Genomic DNA, 17543 nt, shown 5'->3' on the forward strand with positions numbered 1-17543 from the left:
CCAGCAATCCGGCCAGCCCACCGATGGCGCCGGGCAGCAGGCCGCTCCCTTTTGACGACTCGCCGGACGGTGACGCACCCTGCTGCCCGAGCAGCGACTGCAGTTGATGTAGCCAGTTAGCCATGGTTTTCCTCTCAGGTGACAAACACTGTTATCAGCCTAAACGACGCGATGTCAGGAAATGTTAGATATGGCTAAAGATGCGCAAAGGTACGTGCGACGGCAGCATCGGGGCCGACCGACCAGTTACTGACCGCCAGCGTTCAGGCTGCCTTGGCTTTGCGCGCTTTGGCCGCCGGCACGGCGTCATCACCCGCCGGAGAAGTCTCGGCGGTAGCCGACGGCGCGGAGGCGTCCTGTGCGGGCGTCTCTTGCTCCGGCAGTCGGCCAACTCGCAGGATATGCTGCAGCGCTTCTTTACGCTCCGCCAGCCACATCGCCATGGTATCGCGCTGGACGTCATCCATCTCCAGCGGCGATGCCACCAGCCAGTCATTCAGCACCTCTGCCAGATCGAGCATTTTGTCGTAAGCGTCGGCCTCTTTTTTGCTGGCAAAAGACATTTTTTCCTCACCTTCGCGGATCACCACATATTTAATTTCAACCGCCATACTGCAGCCTCTCAACACTGTGTTTTTATACAGTATAGCAAATTTCCCTCCCGGACTCAACTCACGCGCGTTACGCGCGTAAAGACATACGCAAACGTTTTCGTTTATAATCGCTGCCATCTATTTTTACTGCGGATGAGAGTTATGACTGTATTAGGCACCGCGCTGCGCCCGGCAGCCACCAAAGTTATGCTGTTAGGTTCCGGCGAGTTGGGTAAAGAAGTCGCTATTGAATGTCAGCGTCTGGGCATTGAAACCATCGCCGTAGACCGCTACCCCGATGCCCCGGCGATGCAGGTCGCCCACCGCGCCCACGTCATCAATATGCTGCACGGCGAGAGCCTGCGCGCCCTGATTGAACAGGAAAAACCCGATTACATCGTGCCGGAGATCGAAGCTATCGCTACCGACACCCTGGTCGAACTGGAACAGGCCGGGCAGAAAGTGGTCCCCACGGCGCGGGCGGCAAAGCTCACCATGAACCGCGAAGGCATTCGCCGCCTGGCGGCGGAAGAGCTGCAGCTTCCCACTTCCCGCTATCGTTTTGCCGACAGCGAAGAAGGCTTCCGCGCGGCGGTTACCGAGATCGGTTTGCCATGCATCGTTAAACCGGTGATGAGCTCATCCGGCAAAGGCCAGAGCTTTATCCGCTCGGCTGACCAGCTCAGCGAAGCCTGGCGCTATGCGCAGCAGGGCGGCCGCGCTGGCGCCGGACGGGTGATCGTCGAGGGGGTGGTGAACTTCGATTTCGAAATCACCCTGCTCACCGTCAGCGCCGTCGACGGCGTGCATTTCTGCGCTCCGGTTGGCCATCGCCAGGAAGACGGCGATTACCGTGAGTCCTGGCAGCCGCAGCAGATGAGCGACCTGGCCCTCGAGCGTGCCCAGACCATCGCCCGCAAGGTGGTGCTGGCGCTGGGAGGTTATGGTCTGTTTGGCGTGGAGCTGTTCGTATGCGGCGACGAGGTGATCTTCAGCGAAGTCTCCCCGCGACCACACGACACCGGGATGGTGACGCTTATCTCCCAGGATCTCTCGGAATTCGCCCTGCACGTTCGCGCCTTCCTCGGGCTACCCGTCGGCGCTATCCGCCAGTATGGCCCGGCCGCCTCCGCGGTGATCCTTCCGCAGTTGTCCAGCCAGAACGTCAGCTTTGGCCAGCTGCAGTCGGCCGTCGGGGCTGGCCTGCAGCTGCGTCTGTTCGGCAAGCCGGAGATTGACGGTACCCGCCGCCTGGGGGTAACCCTCGCCGTCGCCGATTCGGTTGAGGAGGCCGTGGCGCGCGCTAAAGCCGCCGCCGCGGCGGTCATCGTCGAAGGGTAAAGACAAAAAACCCGGTCGCGTTGCCGCAGACCGGGTTGTTGACCTGGAGGCGTGGTTTATTTCGCGCCTTCCACCGCTTCTCGCGCGAGGGTGGTGATGCGATCGTAGTCGCCGGCTTCGAGGGCGTCGGCTGGCACCAGCCAGGAACCGCCGATGCACAGTACGCTGTTCAGCGCCAGGTAGTCACGGTAGTTGGCCGGAGAGATACCGCCGGTCGGGCAGAAACGAATGTGGCCGAACGGACCCGCAATCGCCTGCAGGGCTTTCACGCCGCCGTTAGCTTCCGCCGGGAAGAATTTAAACTCTTTCAGGCCATACTGCATACCCAGCATCAGCTCAGATACCGTGCTGATCCCCGGGATCAGCGGGATGGTGCCGTCTTCGGTCGCCGCTTTCAGCAGGGATTCGGTAAGACCCGGGCTGATAGCGAACTGCGCGCCGGCTTCCGTTACCGCTTTCAACTGCTCAACGTTGGTAACCGTGCCCGCGCCGACAATCGCGTCCGGAACTTCTTTGGCAATCGCGCGGATCGCCTCCAGGGCGCACTCGGTGCGCAGAGTCACTTCCAGCACGCGAACGCCGCCCGCCACCAGCGCTTTCGCCATCGGTACCGCGTGTTCCAGCTTTTTCACTACGATAACCGGGACAACCGGACCGGAGGTGAGGATTGCTTCTGCTGTTGTTTTCCAGTTTTTCATCAGGATTTTCTCTCGCCAGATCTAGAAATTAAATCGTCTTAAAAAGTGATGCAGGTTGCGCCCTGCTCCGCGCCAGAGAGCTTCTCACGCAGCGCCCCAAACATCTCCCGACCGGTTCCCACGCGCGACGCGCTGAGGTCAGGGATATGCGGCTGACGCGCCGCCAGTTCGGCCTCATCCACCAGCAGCGTCAGTTCCCCCGTCTGTCCGTTCACGCGAATAAGATCGCCATCGCGCACTTTCGCCAGCAAGCCGCCATCATACGCTTCAGGCGTGACGTGAATGGCTGACGGGACTTTACCGGAGGCGCCAGAGAGTCGGCCATCGGTCACCAGCGCTATTTTGAAACGGCGGTCCAATAATACACCAAGTGGCGGCATAAGTTTATGTAATTCTGGCATCCCGTTCGCTTTTGGCCCCTGATGACGGACCACCACCACGCAGTCTTTGTCCAGCAGCCCCGCTTCAAAGGCCGGCAACACGTCGTGCTGGCTCTCAAATACCACCGCCGGCGCTTCAATCACCTGGTTCTCCACCGGGACCGCCGAAGTTTTCATCACCGCGCGTCCCAGGTTGCCGCTCAGCACCTTGGTGCCGCCGTGGCGGGAGAATGGTTTTTCAAAGGTCGCGATGACCTGGTCGTCCAATGGCGCTGTCGCCCCTTCGCGCCAGTCCAGCTCGCCGTTATTCAGCCATGGCTCCAGGGTGTAGCGCGACAGGCCAAAGCCGGCCACGGTGTGAACATCCTCATGCAGCAGGCCGCCTTTCAGCAGCTCGCGCACCAGTACCGGAACGCCGCCTGCCGCCTGGAAGTGGTTGATATCCGCCGGGCCGTTGGGATAGAGGCGCGCCAGCAGCGGCACCACGTCTGACAGGTCGGAGAAATCGTCCCAGTTAATGATAATTCCCGCCGCGCGGGCCATCGCCACCAGGTGCATAGTGTGGTTGGTGGAGCCACCGGTCGCCAGCAGCGCCACGATGCCGTTGACCACCACTTTTTCGTCAAACATTTTGCCCAGCGGCATCCACTCATTGCCGTTGCCGGTCATGCGGGTGACCTGGCGCGCGGCGGCGGCGGTCAGTGCTTCCCGCAGCGGAGCATCCGGATGGACAAAGGACGAGCCCGGCAGCTGCATGCCCATAAATTCGACCACCATCTGGTTGGTGTTCGCCGTTCCGTAGAAAGTACAGGTCCCCGGCGCGTGATAAGAGGCGGCTTCGGACTCCAGGAGCGCCATACGGTCAACTTTCCCTTCTGCATACAGCTGGCGAATGCGAACCTTCTCTTTATTCGGCAGGCCGCTGGCCATCGGACCGGAGGGAATAAAGACCGACGGCAGATGGCCAAATGAGAGCGCCGCCATGGTCAGACCGGGAACAATTTTATCGCAGACCCCGAGATACAGGGCCCCGTCGAACATGTTATGCGACAGGCCGATGGCGGCGGACATAGCGATCACCTCGCGGCTCAGGAGTGAAAGCTCCATCCCGTCCTGCCCCTGCGTTACGCCGTCGCACATCGCCGGCACGCCGCCGGCGACCTGGCCGACCGCATTGGCGCTGTGCAGCGCTTTGCGGATGATCTCCGGGTAGTGTTCATAGGGCTGGTGAGCGGACAACATGTCGTTGTAGGAGGTGATGATGGCAATGTTGTTGCGCAACATGCTCTTCAGGGAGGCTTTGTCGTCAGCCTGGCAGGCCGCGAATCCGTGAGCCAGATTGCCGCAGGCCAGTTGCGCACGATGCACGGTGTCGGTTTTGGCCTGGTTAATCCTTGCGAGGTAAGCCGCGCGGGTGTCACGCGACCGTTCGATAATGCGATTTGTTACCCGTAACATTGTCGAATTCATAAAGGCTCCTCAAATTTTTATCTGTCCGGCCGCTGCGTGATGACGTGTTGACGTGGTAAAGGCCACAAACACCAGCGCTCAGGGGCAAAATGTCTGCAGGCAGTGTAATAAAAAAAGCCCCGTGGGTGAATCCTCACGGGGCTTAAAAGATTAAAAAGCGTGCGACTTTCTGCGTCAGATCATGTTACCGGTAAAATAACCCTGACGGATTAGCCTCCAGCCTTACTCGAACTCGTTCCATGAACGACCGTCGCGAGTGATCATGGCCACCGACGCAACCGGTCCCCAGGTCCCGGCCTGATACGGTTTCGGCGCATCGCGGTCGGCTGCCCAGGCTTCGGTAATGGAGTCAACCCATTTCCACGCCTCTTCTACTTCGTCGCGGCGAACGAACAGCGCCTGGATGCCACGCATGGTCTCCAGCAGCAGACGTTCATAGGCATCGGCCAGATGCGTCTGGTTGAAGGTTTCGGAGTAGCTCAGATCCAGTTTAGTGATCTGCAGGTTATGTTTATGATCGAGGCCCGGCACTTTGTTCAGTACCTGGATATCTACCCCTTCGTCCGGCTGCAGGCGAATGGTCAGCTTGTTCTGCGGCAGCTCCTGCCAGGTCTCTTTAAACAGATTCAGTTCCGGGGTTTTGAAGTAAACCACTACCTCTGAGCATTTGGTCGGCAGACGTTTGCCGGTGCGCAGATAGAACGGTACGCCAGCCCAGCGCCAGTTATCGATATCGACGCGGATCGCCACGAAGGTTTCGGTGTTGCTGGTCTTGTTGGCCCCCTCCTCTTCGAGATAGCCAGGCACTTTTTTGCCCTGGGCAAAGCCGGCGGTATACTGGCCGCGAACGGTTTTCTCGCGCACGTTGGAGCGGTCAATACGGCGCAGGGATTTCAGCACCTTGACCTTTTCATCACGGATGCTGTCGGCGCTGAGATCGGACGGCGGTGACATGGCAATCATGCACAGGATCTGCAGCAGGTGGTTCTGGATCATGTCGCGCATCTGCCCGGCCTGGTCGAAGTAACCCCAGCGCCCTTCAATACCCACCTCTTCCGCGACGGTGATTTCGACGTGATCGATGGTGCGGCAGTCCCAGTTATTGACGAACAGGGAGTTGGCGAAGCGCAGCGCCAGCAGGTTGAGGACCGTCTCTTTACCGAGATAGTGGTCGATACGGTAGACCTGACACTCTTCAAAAAACTCGCCGACCTGGTCGTTGATTTCACGGGAGGTTTCCAGCGAGGTGCCGAGCGGTTTTTCCATGACCACGCGCGCAGGCTTGGCATTAAGCTTCGCTTCGCCCAGCCCTTTACAGATCGCGCCAAAGGTGCTCGGCGGCATAGCGAAATAGTTGATGGTGACACGGTTCTTTTGATCCAGCATCTCACCCAGGCGGGTGAAGCCGCTGGTGTCATTGACGTCAAGATTACAGAACTCCAGGCGTCCGCTCAGGGTATCCCACAAACCTTCATCAATTTTTTCCTTCATGAAGGTTTCCAGCGCTTCGCGCACGACTTTGGTATAAGCCGCTTTATCCCAGTCGGCACGGCCGACGCCAATGATTCTGGTGTCAGCGTGGATCTGGCCCGCCTTTTCAAGCTGATACAGGGAAGGCAACAATTTACGCCGCGCCAGGTCGCCCTTCGCGCCGAAAATGACCAGGTCGCATGCCTGGGCCGTTTGCGTTACCGCCATGTCATTCTCCTCAGTTGATAGTCTGGTGCTTTTGCCAGGCTATATTTGTAATTTTCTTACACTGCACTGTACTGTGTTTACGTATTTCCCGAAAGCCTTCCCCTTCGTTTGCGGCGGTAAAACCGCACAGGGTGAAAACATTCGGCGATGATTTGGGCATTCGGCCGTTATTGTTCGTTGTTTGTACCTGGTTCAGGTCAGTAAAATACGACCCTGATCATGTAATGAAAAAAAACAACATCATTTCACGTCATTCCTCACCGCTTGCGCTTGCGGAGGGGTATATTCTTGCTAAAACGCCCAATGATTTCACCCATTAATGAAATCGTTTCCATTGATGAGCGCCCTGTTACTAATGAACATGCTGGAAAAAATCCAGTCCCGACTGGAACACCTTAGCAAATCTGAACGCAAAGTGGCGGAAGTGATCCTCGCCACCCCCGAGCAGGCCATTCATTCGAGCATCGCCGCCCTCGCCCTTGAGGCCGGCGTTAGCGAACCGACCGTCAATCGCTTCTGCCGTAGTCTCGAAACCCGCGGATTCCCTGACTTCAAACTGCATCTGGCCCAGAGCCTTGCGCACGGCACGCTCTATGTTAACCGGAATGTCGATGAAGACGACAGCGTTGAGTCATACACGGGAAAAATATTCGAATCGGCCATGGCGAGTTTAGATCAGGTGCACCATTCTCTCGACATGTCGGCGGTAAATCGCGCGGTGGATCTGCTGACTCAGGCCAAAAAAATCGCCTTTTTCGGCCTCGGCTCCTCAGCGGCGGTCGCTCACGACGCGATGAACAAATTTTTCCGCTTTAACGTGCCGGTCATCTATTCCGACGACATTGTCCTGCAACGGATGAGCTGTATGAATTGCGATGACGATGATGTGGTGGTGATTATCTCGCATACCGGAAGAACCAAGAGCCTGGTGGAGCTGGCGCAGCTGGCTCGTGAAAACGATGCCATGGTGATCGCGCTCACCTCCGCCGGTACGCCGCTAGCCAGGGAAGCCACGCTCGCCATTACCCTTGATGTGCCGGAAGATACCGACATCTATATGCCGATGGTCTCCCGTTTGGCCCAGTTGACCGTCATTGACGTGTTGGCGACTGGCTTTACCTTGCGTCGGGGGGCAAAATTCAGAGATAACTTGAAGAGGGTCAAGGAAGCGCTGAAGGAATCGCGTTTTGATAAAGAACCATTCGTACCCAGTGATAATCAATAAAAGTTGATAACAAGCAGTACCCCATTACACCTTCGATAACGATCCGGCTGTGCGACGTTGCAGGCTGGCGCTACCGAATCCATGTTCACGCAACACCAAAGTTGTATCAGTCAACGGAGTATTACATGTCCAGAAGGCTTCGCAGAACCAAAATCGTTACTACCTTAGGCCCGGCAACTGACCGCGATAACAACCTGGAAAAGGTTATCGCCGCGGGCGCAAACGTAGTACGTATGAACTTCTCTCACGGCACCCCGGAAGATCATCAGCTCCGTGCCGACAAAGTGCGTGAGATTGCGGCAAAACTGGGCCGTCATGTGGCCATCCTCGGCGACCTCCAGGGACCAAAAATTCGCGTATCGACCTTCAAAGAAGGCAAAATTTTCCTCAACGTCGGCGATAAATTCCTGCTCGACGCAAACCTTGGCAAAGGCGAAGGCGACAAAGAGAAAGTCGGGATCGACTATAAAGGCCTGCCGGCGGACGTCGTGCCGGGCGATATCTTATTGCTCGACGATGGTCGCGTGCAGCTGAAAGTCCTCGAAGTTCAGGGGATGAAAGTGTTCACTGAAGTGACCGTCGGCGGCCCGTTGTCCAACAACAAAGGGATCAACAAGCTGGGCGGCGGCCTGTCTGCCGAAGCGCTGACCGACAAAGATAAAGCTGATATCGTCACCGCCGCAAAAATCGGCGTCGACTACCTGGCCGTCTCTTTCCCGCGCTGCGGCGAAGACCTAAACTACGCCCGTCGCCTGGCGCGCGATGCCGGCTGCGATGCGAAAATCGTCGCCAAAGTTGAGCGTGCCGAAGCGGTTTGCGATCAGGATGCGATGGACGACGTGATCCTCGCCTCCGATGTGGTAATGGTTGCCCGTGGCGACCTCGGCGTCGAGATCGGCGATCCTGAGCTGGTGGGCATCCAGAAAGCGCTGATCCGTCGTGCCCGTCAGCTGAACCGTTCCGTCATTACCGCCACCCAGATGATGGAGTCGATGATCACCAACCCGATGCCGACTCGCGCGGAAGTGATGGACGTGGCCAACGCCGTGCTGGATGGTACCGATGCGGTGATGCTCTCCGCGGAGACCGCTGCCGGTCAGTATCCTTCGGAAACCGTGGCCGCGATGGCGCGCGTGTGTCTGGGCGCGGAAAAAATCCCTAGCCTCAACGTCTCCAAACACCGTCTGGACGTCCAGTTCGACAACGTGGAAGAAGCGATTGCCATGTCGGCGATGTATGCCGCCAACCACCTGAAAGGCATCACCGCCATCATCACCATGACCGAATCGGGCCGTACCGCGCTGATGACTTCGCGCATTAGCTCCGGTCTGCCGATTTTCGCCCTCTCCCGCCACGAGCGCACCCTGAACCTGACCGCCCTCTACCGCGGGGTGACGCCGGTGTTCTTCGACAGCCAGAATGACGGGGTGGCCGCCGCGCACGACGCCGTCAATCTGCTGCGGGACAAAGGCTATCTGGTCTCCGGCGACCTCGTGGTCGTGACCCAGGGTGACGTGATGAGCACCATCGGCAGCACCAACACCACCCGTATCCTCACCGTCGAGTAAGCACGGTAGAGATAAAAAAGCCTCCTGACGGAGGCTTTTTTTATTTCTTTTTCGGGAACAGCTCTTTGCGTTTGTAGGGCTCAATTTCACCCGGCTTGCGCGTTTTCAGCAGCTTCAGGATCCAGGTATACTGCTCGGTGTGCGGCTTAACAAACACTTCCACTTCTTCGTTCATCCGCCGGGCGATGGTCGTATCGTCAGCGTCCAGCAGATCGTCCATCGGCGGGCGCACCAGCACCGTCAGGCGGTGCGTCTTACCATCGTAGACCGGGAACAGCGGTACGACGCGGGCGCGGCACACTTTCATTAAGCGGCCAATCGCCGGCAGCGTGGCCTTGTAGGTAGCAAAGAAATCCACAAACTCGCTGTGTTCGGCGCCGTGATCCTGATCGGGCAGATAGTAGCCCCAGTAGCCCTGGCGCACCGACTGAATAAACGGTTTGATCCCATCGTTGCGCGCGTGCATACGCCCGCCAAAACGACGACGCACGGTATTCCACACGTAATCGAACACCGGGTTACCCTGGTTATGGAACATCGCCGCCATCTTCTGCCCGCCGGAGGCCATCAGCATCGCCGGGATATCCACACCCCATGCATGCGGAACGAGAAAAATCACCTTCTCATTATTGCGCTGCATCTCGTCGATGATCGCTTTCCCCTGCCAGTCGACGCGGGCAAGGATTTTCTGCGGATCGCGCAGGCCCAGCTCGGCCATCATCACCATCGCCTGCGGCGCCGAGGCATACATGGCGTCGATAATCGCTTCCCGCTCGTACTCGCTTTTTTCCGGGAAGCAGTACAGCAAATTAATCTGCGCCCGGCGGCGCGAGCTTTTCGCCAGACGCCCTACCAGACGACCGAGTTTGCCGAGGAGCGGATCGCGAAAGGATGGCGGCGTCAGCGCAATACCGGCGAAGGCAAAGACCCCCAGCCAGGCGCCCCAGTAGCGCGGCAGTAAAAAGGATTTTTCAAACTTAGGGATAAACTCAATATTATTTTTTTTCGTTTCCATGCCCAATCCGCAGATCGACTGCTTAATCAAGATAATGGGATAGTGTAGCGAGACGTCGGGTATCCTACAAAAGAAAAAGCCGGCGCCCTGGGGCACCGGCTTTCCACTGACCGGTGGTTAGTCAAACCGCAGCTGCGGAACGACCTCTTTGACCTGCGCCAGATAGTCGGTCCGGTCGGAACCGCTCAGCCCTTCGGTACGCGGCAGCTTAGCCGTCAGCGGGTTGACCGCCTGCTGGTTGATCCACACTTCGTAGTGCAGGTGTGGCCCGGTAGAGCGTCCGGTATTCCCCGACAGCGCAATGCGATCCCCGCGCTTCACTTTCTGCCCCGGCTTCACTAACAGCTTACGCAGGTGCATGTAGCGAGTGGTATAGGTGCGACCGTGGCGGATCGCGACGTAATACCCGGCAGCGCCGCTGCGTTTGGCCACGACTACTTCACCATCGCCCACCGCCAGCACTGGCGTTCCCTGCGGCATCGCGAAATCGACGCCACGGTGCGGCGCGACGCGGCCGGTGACCGGGTTCAGACGACGCGGATTAAAGTTAGAGGAGACGCGGAACTGACGCGCCGTTGGGAAGCGCATAAAGCCCTTCGCCAGACCCGTCCCGTTGCGGTCGTAGAATTTGCCGTCTTCGGCGCGGATGGCATAGTAATCCTTACCGTCAGAGCGAAGACGCACGCCGAGTAACTGGCTTTGCTCACGTTTGCCGTCGAGCATTTCGCGCGACATCAATACCGAGAATTCGTCGCCTTTCTTCAGCTTACGGAAATCCATCTGCCACTGCATGGCCTTGATCACCGCGTTGATTTCCGTGCTGGTCAGCCCGGCATCACGCGCGCTGGAGACAAAGCTGGCGCCGACGGTGCCCTTCAGCACGCTGTTGACCCAATCGCCTTTCTGCAGCTCGCTGCTCATTTTAAAACCGTTATCCACACGGGTATAGGTGCGGGTCTCGCGGCGGGACATCTCCCAGGTCAGGCTCTGCAGATCGCCGTCGGCGGTCAGGGTCCAGGAGAGCTGCTGGCCAATCTTCAGGTTGCGCAGCTCTTTATCGGCGGAGGAGAGCTGGGCGATATCGCCCATATCGATACCGTACTGGTTCAGGATGCTGCTGAGCGTATCGCCGGTCGACACCACATATTCGTGACCGCCGGCATCGCTATCGGCTTTTTCGTCGAGCTCATCCTGAGGAATGGCTTCTTCTTCCTGTGGGGCCTGGTCGATCGGCTCGGAGGCTTCCGGCAGCAGGGAGCGGATCTCGCTTTTTTCCAGTTCAATGGTTCTGACGATGGGGGCGGATTCCGGGTGGTAAATGTAGGGTCGCCAGACGGCGACCGCTAAGGTAAGAACGCTAAGCGACCCCAGCATGACGCGATGAGGTCGTGGCAGATTGTTGAATGCCTGAGTGACAGCGCGGGCTATCTGTTGCACGTATTCACTTCCTCGTTAATCTCCTTTCAGGCAGCTCGAATACTGATTCGCCAGTTGGGTGAGGAATTGCGGGTAACTCGTTTTACCCAGCGTAATTCCTGTCCCCAGTGGATCCAGGGTCCCCATGCGCACAGACGTGCCCCGGGCAACAGCTTCGATAACCGCTGGCCTGAACTGTGGCTCAGCAAAAACGCAAGTGGCTTTCTGCTCAACCAGTTGTGTTCTGATTTCGTGTAAACGCTGCGCACCGGGCTGTATTTCAGGGTTGACGGTAAAGTGCCCCAGCGAGGTCAAACCGTAGTGTTTTTCAAAGTAACCGTAGGCGTCATGAAAAACGAAATAGCCCTTCCCTTTCAGCGGTGCCAGCTCATTGCTCACCTGCTTGTCGGTCGCCGCCAGCGCGGTCTCGAACTGCTGCAGGTTGCTGTCGAGTTTGGCTCGACTCTGCGGCATAAGTTCCAATAATTTATCGTGGATTGCAACCGCCGAAAGCCGCGCTATCTCTGGGGATAACCACAGATGCATATTGTAAATACCGTGATGGTGATCGCCGTCACCTTTTTCTGCTGCGCCATGGCCATGACCATGGTGATCGTCATCGTCGTCCGCCCCGGTGATGAGCAGCGGTTTGACCCCATCCAGCTCGGCAATCGTCACCTTTTTATTCGCCGCAATGCTTTGCGTCGACTTATCCATAAAGGCTTCCATTTCCGGACCAATCCACACCACTAAGTCTGCGTTCTGTAAGCGTTTTACATCAGAAGGACGGAGGGAATAATCATGCTCGGAGGCGCCATCGGGCAGCAGCACCTGGGTCTCGGTCACCCCATCGGCGATGGCCGCCGCAATAAAGCCCAGCGGTTTCATAGAAGTCACCACGGCGGCGCTGGCCAGCGGTACCTGCGCGAACAAAAAAACAGCGCCAAGTCCAGCGCAAAGAAGCGTATTTTTATGTAACATAATGCGTCTAGTCATCGAAATAAGTGAGTGTGATGTGATATTATAACATTCACTAGCTTGTGCAACCCCTAAATTACTATGACAAACCTTGTAACGCTGGAAAATGTCTCGGTGGCCTTTGGCCAACGCCGCGTGTTGTCTGACATCTCGCTGGCTCTCACGCCAGGCAAAATCTTAACCCTGCTGGGCCCCAACGGCGCCGGCAAATCGACCCTTGTGCGGGTGGTTCTCGGGCTGGTAGCACCGACAGAGGGTGTTATCAAGCGTGACGCACGCCTGCGCATCGGCTATGTGCCGCAGAAACTGCATCTGGACGCCACGCTGCCGCTGACCGTTAGCCGCTTCCTGCGTTTGCGCCCGGGCACCCGTAAAGACGACATCCTGCCGGCGCTGAAGCGCGTGCAGGCGGGGCATCTGATCGATGCGCCGATGCAAAAGCTCTCCGGCGGCGAAACGCAGCGCGTACTGCTGGCCCGCGCCCTGCTCAACCGTCCGCAGCTGCTGGTGCTGGATGAACCGACCCAGGGTGTTGACGTCAACGGCCAGGTGGCGCTCTACGATCTTATCAACCAGCTGCGCCATGAACTGGACTGCGCGGTGCTAATGGTATCCCACGATCTGCATCTGGTGATGGCCAAAACCGACGAAGTTTTGTGCCTGAACCAGCATATCTGCTGCTCTGGCGCACCGGAGGTGGTCTCCATGCACCCGGAGTTTATCTCCATGTTCGGACCGCGCGGCGCGGAACAGCTGGGGATATACCGCCACCACCATAATCACCGCCACGACCTTCAGGGGCGAATTGTACTGCGTCGGGGAAACAGCCGCTAATGATTGAACTTCTGTTACCTGGCTGGCTTGCCGGGATGATGCTGGCCTGCGCCGCTGGTCCGCTGGGCTCCTTTGTGGTCTGGCGCCGCATGTCTTATTTCGGCGACACGCTGGCGCATGCGTCTCTGCTCGGCGTCGCTTTCGGTTTATTGCTTAACGTCAATCCGTTCTATGCGGTGATCGTCGTGACCCTGCTGCTGGCCGGCGGGCTGGTGTGGCTGGAAAAACGACCGCATCTGGCGATCGATACCCTGCTGGGCATCATGGCGCACAGCGCGCTGTCCCTGGGGCTGGTGGTGGTCAGTCTGATGTCTAACGTCCGCGTCGATCTGATGGCGTACCTGTTCGGCGATCTGCTGGCGGTTACGCCGCAGGACCTGATCGCCATTGCCATTGGCGTGGTGATTGTGATCGGCATTCTGCTCTGGCAGTGGCGGAATCTGCTGGCGATGACCATCAGTCCGGACCTGGCGTTTGTCGACGGCGTGAAGCTGCAGCGGGTCAAGCTGCTGTTGATGCTGGTCACCGCCCTGACTATCGGCGTGGCGATGAAGTTCGTCGGGGCGCTGATCATTACTTCCCTGCTGATTATCCCGGCCGCCACCGCCCGCCGTTTTGCCCGTACGCCGGAGCAGATGGCCGCCGTGGCGGTGGGCGTGGGCATGCTGGCCGTTACCGGCGGGTTAACCTTCTCGGCTTTCTATGATACCCCGGCCGGGCCGTCGGTGGTGCTCTGCGCCGCGGTGCTGTTTATTCTCAGCATGACGAAAAAAGCCGCCAGCTGAAAATGAAAAAGCCCGGTCACGCTGCTGACCGGGCTTCACCATGAACTGCTCAACCGCAACGCGCTACGGCATTTCCGGCGGCGTAATCCCGAAATGATTCCAGGCGCGCACCGTCGCCATTCTTCCCCGCGGCGTACGCTGCAGAAAGCCCTGCTGAATTAAGTAGGGCTCCAGTACATCTTCAATGGTTTCCCGCTCTTCGCCAATCGCGGCGGCGAGGTTATCCAGCCCCACCGGGCCGCCAAAGAACTTATCTATCACCGCCAGCAGCAGCTTACGGTCCATATAGTCGAACCCTTCCGCATCGACGTTAAGCATATCCAGCGCCTGGGCGGCAATATCGGCGGAGATGGTGCCGTCGTGGCGCACTTCCGCAAAGTCACGCACCCGGCGCAGCAGACGGTTGGCAATACGCGGCGTGCCGCGTGAACGGCGGGCTACTTCCAGCGCGCCCTCGTCGCTCATCTCCAGCCCCATATGGCGGGCGCTGCGGCTGACAATATGCTGCAGATCGGGGATCTGATAGAACTCCAGACGCTGCACGATGCCAAAGCGGTCGCGCAGCGGCGAGGTCAACGAACCGGCGCGGGTGGTGGCGCCGATCAGGGTAAACGGCGGCAGATCGATCTTGATGGAACGCGCCGCGGGACCTTCGCCAATCATAATATCCAGCTGGTAGTCTTCCATTGCCGGATAGAGCACCTCTTCCACCACCGGCGAGAGGCGATGGATCTCATCGATAAACAGAACATCGTGCGGTTCGAGGTTGGTGAGCATCGCGGCGAGATCGCCCGCCTTCTCCAGCACCGGGCCGGAGGTGGTACGCAGATTCACCCCCATTTCATTGGCGACGATATTGGCCAGGGTGGTTTTCCCCAACCCTGGCGGGCCAAAAATCAGCAGGTGATCGAGGGCGTCGCCGCGCAGCTTCGCCGCCTGGATAAAGATCTCCATCTGCGAACGCACCTGCGGCTGGCCGACATACTCTGCCAGCAATTTTGGGCGGATGGCGCGGTCAGCGGCCTCTTCAAAGCCGCTGCTGTCTGCCGATACCAGCCGGTCTGCTTCAATCATCCCTTACCTCACAACGCAGCGCGCAGCGCTTCGCGAATTAGCGTTTCACTGTTGGCGTCCGGACGCGCGATCTTGCTGACCATCCGGCTGGCCTCCTGCGGTTTATAGCCCAGCGCGACCAGCGCGGCAACCGCTTCCTGCTCGGCGTCGTCCGCCGTTGGGCCTGCCGGCGAGGTCAGCACCAGATCGGCCGCCGGGGTGAACAGGTCGCCGTGCAGCCCTTTGAAGCGGTCTTTCATCTCAACGATCAGACGTTCAGCGGTTTTTTTGCCAATCCCCGGCAGCTTCACCAGCGAGGCGACCTCTTCCCGTTCAACGGCGTTGACGAACTGCTGCGCCGACATGCCGGAGAGGATCGCCAGCGCCAGCTTGGGCCCCACGCCGTTGGTTTTAATCAGCTCTTTAAACAGGGTACGTTCCTGTTTGTTGTTAAACCCATACAGCAGCTGGGCATCTTCACGCACCACAAAGTGGGTGAAGACGATCGCCTCCTGCCCGGCCTCCGGCAGCTCATAGAAGCAGGTCATTGGCATATGCACTTCATAGCCGACGCCCGCCGTTTCCAGCAACACCAGCGGGGGTTGTTTTTCGAGAATGATGCCTCTGAGTCTGCCTATCACGTGGGGCTCCTGCGTTATGGTCTAAGTATCAGGCGGTATCATAAAAAAAGGCTGGATAGATATCCAGCCTGATTTGCGATTATCGTAAGCGCCCCCGCGCCAGATTGAGCCGGGCCTCGCTGATCTGAGCGGCATTCTGGCTGACATGGCAATGGGTGATGGCGATCGCCAGCGCATCCGCCGCATCCGCCTGCGGATTGGCGGGCAGCTTGAGCAAGGTGCGTACCATATGCTGGACCTGGCTCTTTTCGGCGCTGCCAATCCCGACCACGGTCTGCTTGACCTGACGGGCGGCGTATTCAAACACCGGCAGCGCCTGATTGGTCGCTGCGACGATCGCCACCCCACGCGCCTGCCCGAGCTTTAACGCCGAGTCGGCATTCTTGGCCATAAAGACCTGCTCAATGGCGAAATAGTCGGGCTGGAACTGGGTGATGATCTCCGTCACCCCGGCGTAGATCAGCTTCAGCCGCGACGGCAGATCGTCCACTTTGGTGCGGATGCATCCGCTGCCCAGGTAGCTCAGCTGCCGCCCAACCTGGCGGATCACGCCATAACCGGTAACGCGCGACCCCGGGTCAATGCCGAGAATAATAGCCATCACGCGCCTCCGGTTAACCGTGGATGCGGCTGCATCACAGGGTGGCTGCGACCTCGTCGGAGATCTCGCCGTTATGGTACACTTCCTGCACGTCGTCGCAGTCTTCGAGCATATCGATCAGACGCAGCAGCTTCGGCGCCGTCTCGGCATCCATATCCGCTTTGGTGGACGGAATCATTGAGACTTCGGCAGCGTCGGCTTTCAGGCCGGCGGCTTCCAGCGCGTCGCGCACGGCGCCCATCTCTTCCCAGGCGGTGTAGACGTCGATGGCGCCGTCGTCATAGGTCACCACGTCTTCTGCGCCTGCTTCCAGCGCCGCTTCCATGATAGTGTCTTCATCGCCTTTCTCGAAGGAGATAACGCCTTTCTTGCTGAACAGGTAGGAGACGGAACCATCGGTGCCGAGGTTACCCCCGGTTTTGGTGAAGGCGTGACGCACTTCCGCAACGGTACGGTTACGGTTGTCGGACAGACATTCCACCATCACCGCGGTGCCGCCAGGACCGTAGCCTTCATAAATGATGGTTTCCATGTTCGCGTCTTCATCGCCGCCGACGCCGCGCGCGATGGCGCGGTTCAGGGTGTCGCGAGTCATGTTGTTAGACAGCGCTTTATCAACGGCCGCACGCAGACGCGGGTTGGAAGCCGGATCGCCGCCGCCCAGACGCGCGGCGGTGACCAGCTCGCGAATGATTTTCGTAAAGATTTTACCGCGTTTGGCATCCTGTGCCGCTTTGCGGTGTTTGGTGTTGGCCCATTTACTATGACCTGCCATAAAAAACTCTCCAAAAAGCGCGCCCTTTCAGGCGGCGTTAATTACAAATTCTTCAATCGCCTGCCGGTTGCTCCACGACTTGGTCAGCGCAGCGGCTTCCGTCGCGCTGACCCAGCGATAGGCCAGATGTTCGGTGAAAGTAATCTCCCGCTCATGAGGCAGCGCAAGACAGAACCAGAATTCCGTATTGCGCTCTACACCCGGCGCATAGCGATGACGCAAATGAGAAAATATCTCGAACTCCACCGTGCGCTGACAGTCGATTAAGGTCAGTTGCTCGCAGGCAACGTCAATGGCGACCTCTTCCTTTACTTCACGCGCGGCGGCCTGCAGCGCGGTCTCTCCAGCTTCCAGGCTGCCGGTGACCGACTGCCAGAACGCGGGATCGTCGCGCCGCTGCAACATCAGCACCCGTTTCGTATCTTCGGCGTAAATCACCACCAGCACCGAAACGGGCAGCTTAAATGACATA

The 17543-nt window shown here is 58.6% G+C and carries 18 protein-coding genes and 1 pseudogene; 5 read left to right on the forward strand and 14 right to left on the reverse strand.

The genetic code is table 11. The annotated features are described in order from the left end of the window. A pseudogene (locus KHQ23_RS12705) lies at positions 1-124 on the reverse strand (DUF533 domain-containing protein); the annotation flags it as partial. A gap of 139 nt (positions 125-263) precedes the next feature. After that, complete coding sequence (locus tag KHQ23_RS12710; protein ID WP_004175424.1) at positions 264-611, reverse strand: YebG family protein; 348 nt, start codon at positions 609-611, stop codon at positions 264-266. Between the two features lie 144 nt (positions 612-755). Between KHQ23_RS12710 and purT the strand changes: the two genes are divergently transcribed. Beyond that, positions 756-1934, forward strand: coding sequence for a formate-dependent phosphoribosylglycinamide formyltransferase (purT, locus tag KHQ23_RS12715; RefSeq protein ID WP_004151450.1), 1179 nt, complete (start codon positions 756-758; stop codon positions 1932-1934). A gap of 56 nt (positions 1935-1990) precedes the next feature. Here purT and KHQ23_RS12720 read toward each other — a convergent pair whose 3' ends face one another. The 4 genes from KHQ23_RS12720 to KHQ23_RS12735 all read right to left on the reverse strand — a co-directional run bounded on the left by KHQ23_RS12720 (position 1991) and on the right by KHQ23_RS12735 (position 6340). Continuing rightward, entirely contained in the window at positions 1991-2632 is a 642-nt protein-coding gene (locus tag KHQ23_RS12720) for a bifunctional 4-hydroxy-2-oxoglutarate aldolase/2-dehydro-3-deoxy-phosphogluconate aldolase (protein WP_002911423.1), read from the reverse strand. Between the two features lie 38 nt (positions 2633-2670). Continuing rightward, positions 2671-4482 (reverse strand): phosphogluconate dehydratase, encoded by a 1812-nt coding sequence (edd, locus tag KHQ23_RS12725; RefSeq protein ID WP_002911425.1) that lies wholly within the window; start codon positions 4480-4482, stop codon positions 2671-2673. Positions 4483-4704: 222 nt separating this feature from the next. Next, positions 4705-6180, reverse strand: a complete 1476-nt coding sequence (gene zwf / locus KHQ23_RS12730; protein ID WP_002911427.1) for a glucose-6-phosphate dehydrogenase — start codon at positions 6178-6180, stop codon at positions 4705-4707. Between the two features lie 10 nt (positions 6181-6190). Further along, positions 6191-6340 carry a hypothetical protein gene (locus tag KHQ23_RS12735; protein WP_004145554.1) on the reverse strand — a complete coding sequence of 50 codons (150 nt, stop codon included), beginning with the start codon at positions 6338-6340 and terminating at the stop codon, positions 6191-6193. Between the two features lie 159 nt (positions 6341-6499). Between KHQ23_RS12735 and KHQ23_RS12740 the strand changes: the two genes are divergently transcribed. Both KHQ23_RS12740 and pyk read left to right on the forward strand, forming a co-directional pair. Further along, positions 6500-7405, forward strand: a complete 906-nt coding sequence (locus KHQ23_RS12740) for a MurR/RpiR family transcriptional regulator (RefSeq protein ID WP_004145555.1) — start codon at positions 6500-6502, stop codon at positions 7403-7405. A 125-nt stretch (positions 7406-7530) separates the two neighbouring features. Continuing rightward, the gene (gene pyk, locus KHQ23_RS12745; protein WP_002911440.1) at positions 7531-8973 is read left to right on the forward strand and encodes a pyruvate kinase; all 1443 of its coding nucleotides are present in this window, start codon (positions 7531-7533) and stop codon (positions 8971-8973) included. A gap of 40 nt (positions 8974-9013) precedes the next feature. Here the strand turns inward: pyk and lpxM are convergent, their stop codons facing one another. From lpxM to znuA, 3 genes are all read right to left on the reverse strand, one after another. Continuing rightward, positions 9014-9988 carry a lauroyl-Kdo(2)-lipid IV(A) myristoyltransferase gene (lpxM, locus tag KHQ23_RS12750; protein ID WP_004175421.1) on the reverse strand — a complete coding sequence of 325 codons (975 nt, stop codon included), beginning with the start codon at positions 9986-9988 and terminating at the stop codon, positions 9014-9016. Positions 9989-10105: 117 nt separating this feature from the next. After that, positions 10106-11425 (reverse strand): murein DD-endopeptidase MepM, encoded by a 1320-nt coding sequence (gene mepM / locus KHQ23_RS12755; RefSeq protein WP_002911444.1) that lies wholly within the window; start codon positions 11423-11425, stop codon positions 10106-10108. 15 nt (positions 11426-11440) lie between these two features. After that, positions 11441-12385, reverse strand: coding sequence for a zinc ABC transporter substrate-binding protein ZnuA (gene znuA / locus KHQ23_RS12760; RefSeq protein WP_004199391.1), 945 nt, complete (start codon positions 12383-12385; stop codon positions 11441-11443). Positions 12386-12463: 78 nt separating this feature from the next. Between znuA and znuC the strand changes: the two genes are divergently transcribed. Both znuC and znuB read left to right on the forward strand, forming a co-directional pair. Beyond that, the gene (znuC, locus tag KHQ23_RS12765) at positions 12464-13216 is read left to right on the forward strand and encodes a zinc ABC transporter ATP-binding protein ZnuC (RefSeq protein WP_002911449.1); all 753 of its coding nucleotides are present in this window, start codon (positions 12464-12466) and stop codon (positions 13214-13216) included. Beyond that, positions 13216-14001 (forward strand): zinc ABC transporter permease subunit ZnuB, encoded by a 786-nt coding sequence (gene znuB, locus KHQ23_RS12770; RefSeq protein WP_004899157.1) that lies wholly within the window; start codon positions 13216-13218, stop codon positions 13999-14001. The genes znuC and znuB overlap by 1 nt, the downstream gene beginning before the upstream one ends. A gap of 63 nt (positions 14002-14064) precedes the next feature. Here the strand turns inward: znuB and ruvB are convergent, their stop codons facing one another. From ruvB to nudB, 5 genes are all read right to left on the reverse strand, one after another. After that, positions 14065-15075, reverse strand: a complete 1011-nt coding sequence (ruvB, locus tag KHQ23_RS12775) for a Holliday junction branch migration DNA helicase RuvB (protein ID WP_004148860.1) — start codon at positions 15073-15075, stop codon at positions 14065-14067. A gap of 8 nt (positions 15076-15083) precedes the next feature. Beyond that, on the reverse strand, positions 15084-15695 hold the full coding sequence (ruvA, locus tag KHQ23_RS12780) for a Holliday junction branch migration protein RuvA (RefSeq protein ID WP_002911454.1): 612 nt from the start codon (positions 15693-15695) through the stop codon (positions 15084-15086). A 79-nt stretch (positions 15696-15774) separates the two neighbouring features. Continuing rightward, positions 15775-16296, reverse strand: coding sequence for a crossover junction endodeoxyribonuclease RuvC (gene ruvC, locus KHQ23_RS12785; RefSeq protein ID WP_021467157.1), 522 nt, complete (start codon positions 16294-16296; stop codon positions 15775-15777). A 34-nt stretch (positions 16297-16330) separates the two neighbouring features. Further along, positions 16331-17071: a YebC/PmpR family DNA-binding transcriptional regulator gene (locus KHQ23_RS12790; RefSeq protein WP_002911459.1), complete on the reverse strand. Its 741-nt coding sequence runs from the start codon at positions 17069-17071 to the stop codon at positions 16331-16333. 27 nt (positions 17072-17098) lie between these two features. Next, complete coding sequence (gene nudB / locus KHQ23_RS12795; RefSeq protein WP_002911477.1) at positions 17099-17542, reverse strand: dihydroneopterin triphosphate diphosphatase; 444 nt, start codon at positions 17540-17542, stop codon at positions 17099-17101. Between the last annotated feature and the right edge of the window lies 1 nt (position 17543).

It is taken from the genome of Klebsiella sp. 64 (assembly GCF_018223915.1).
Classification (GTDB): Bacteria; Pseudomonadota; Gammaproteobacteria; order Enterobacterales; family Enterobacteriaceae; genus Klebsiella; species Klebsiella pneumoniae.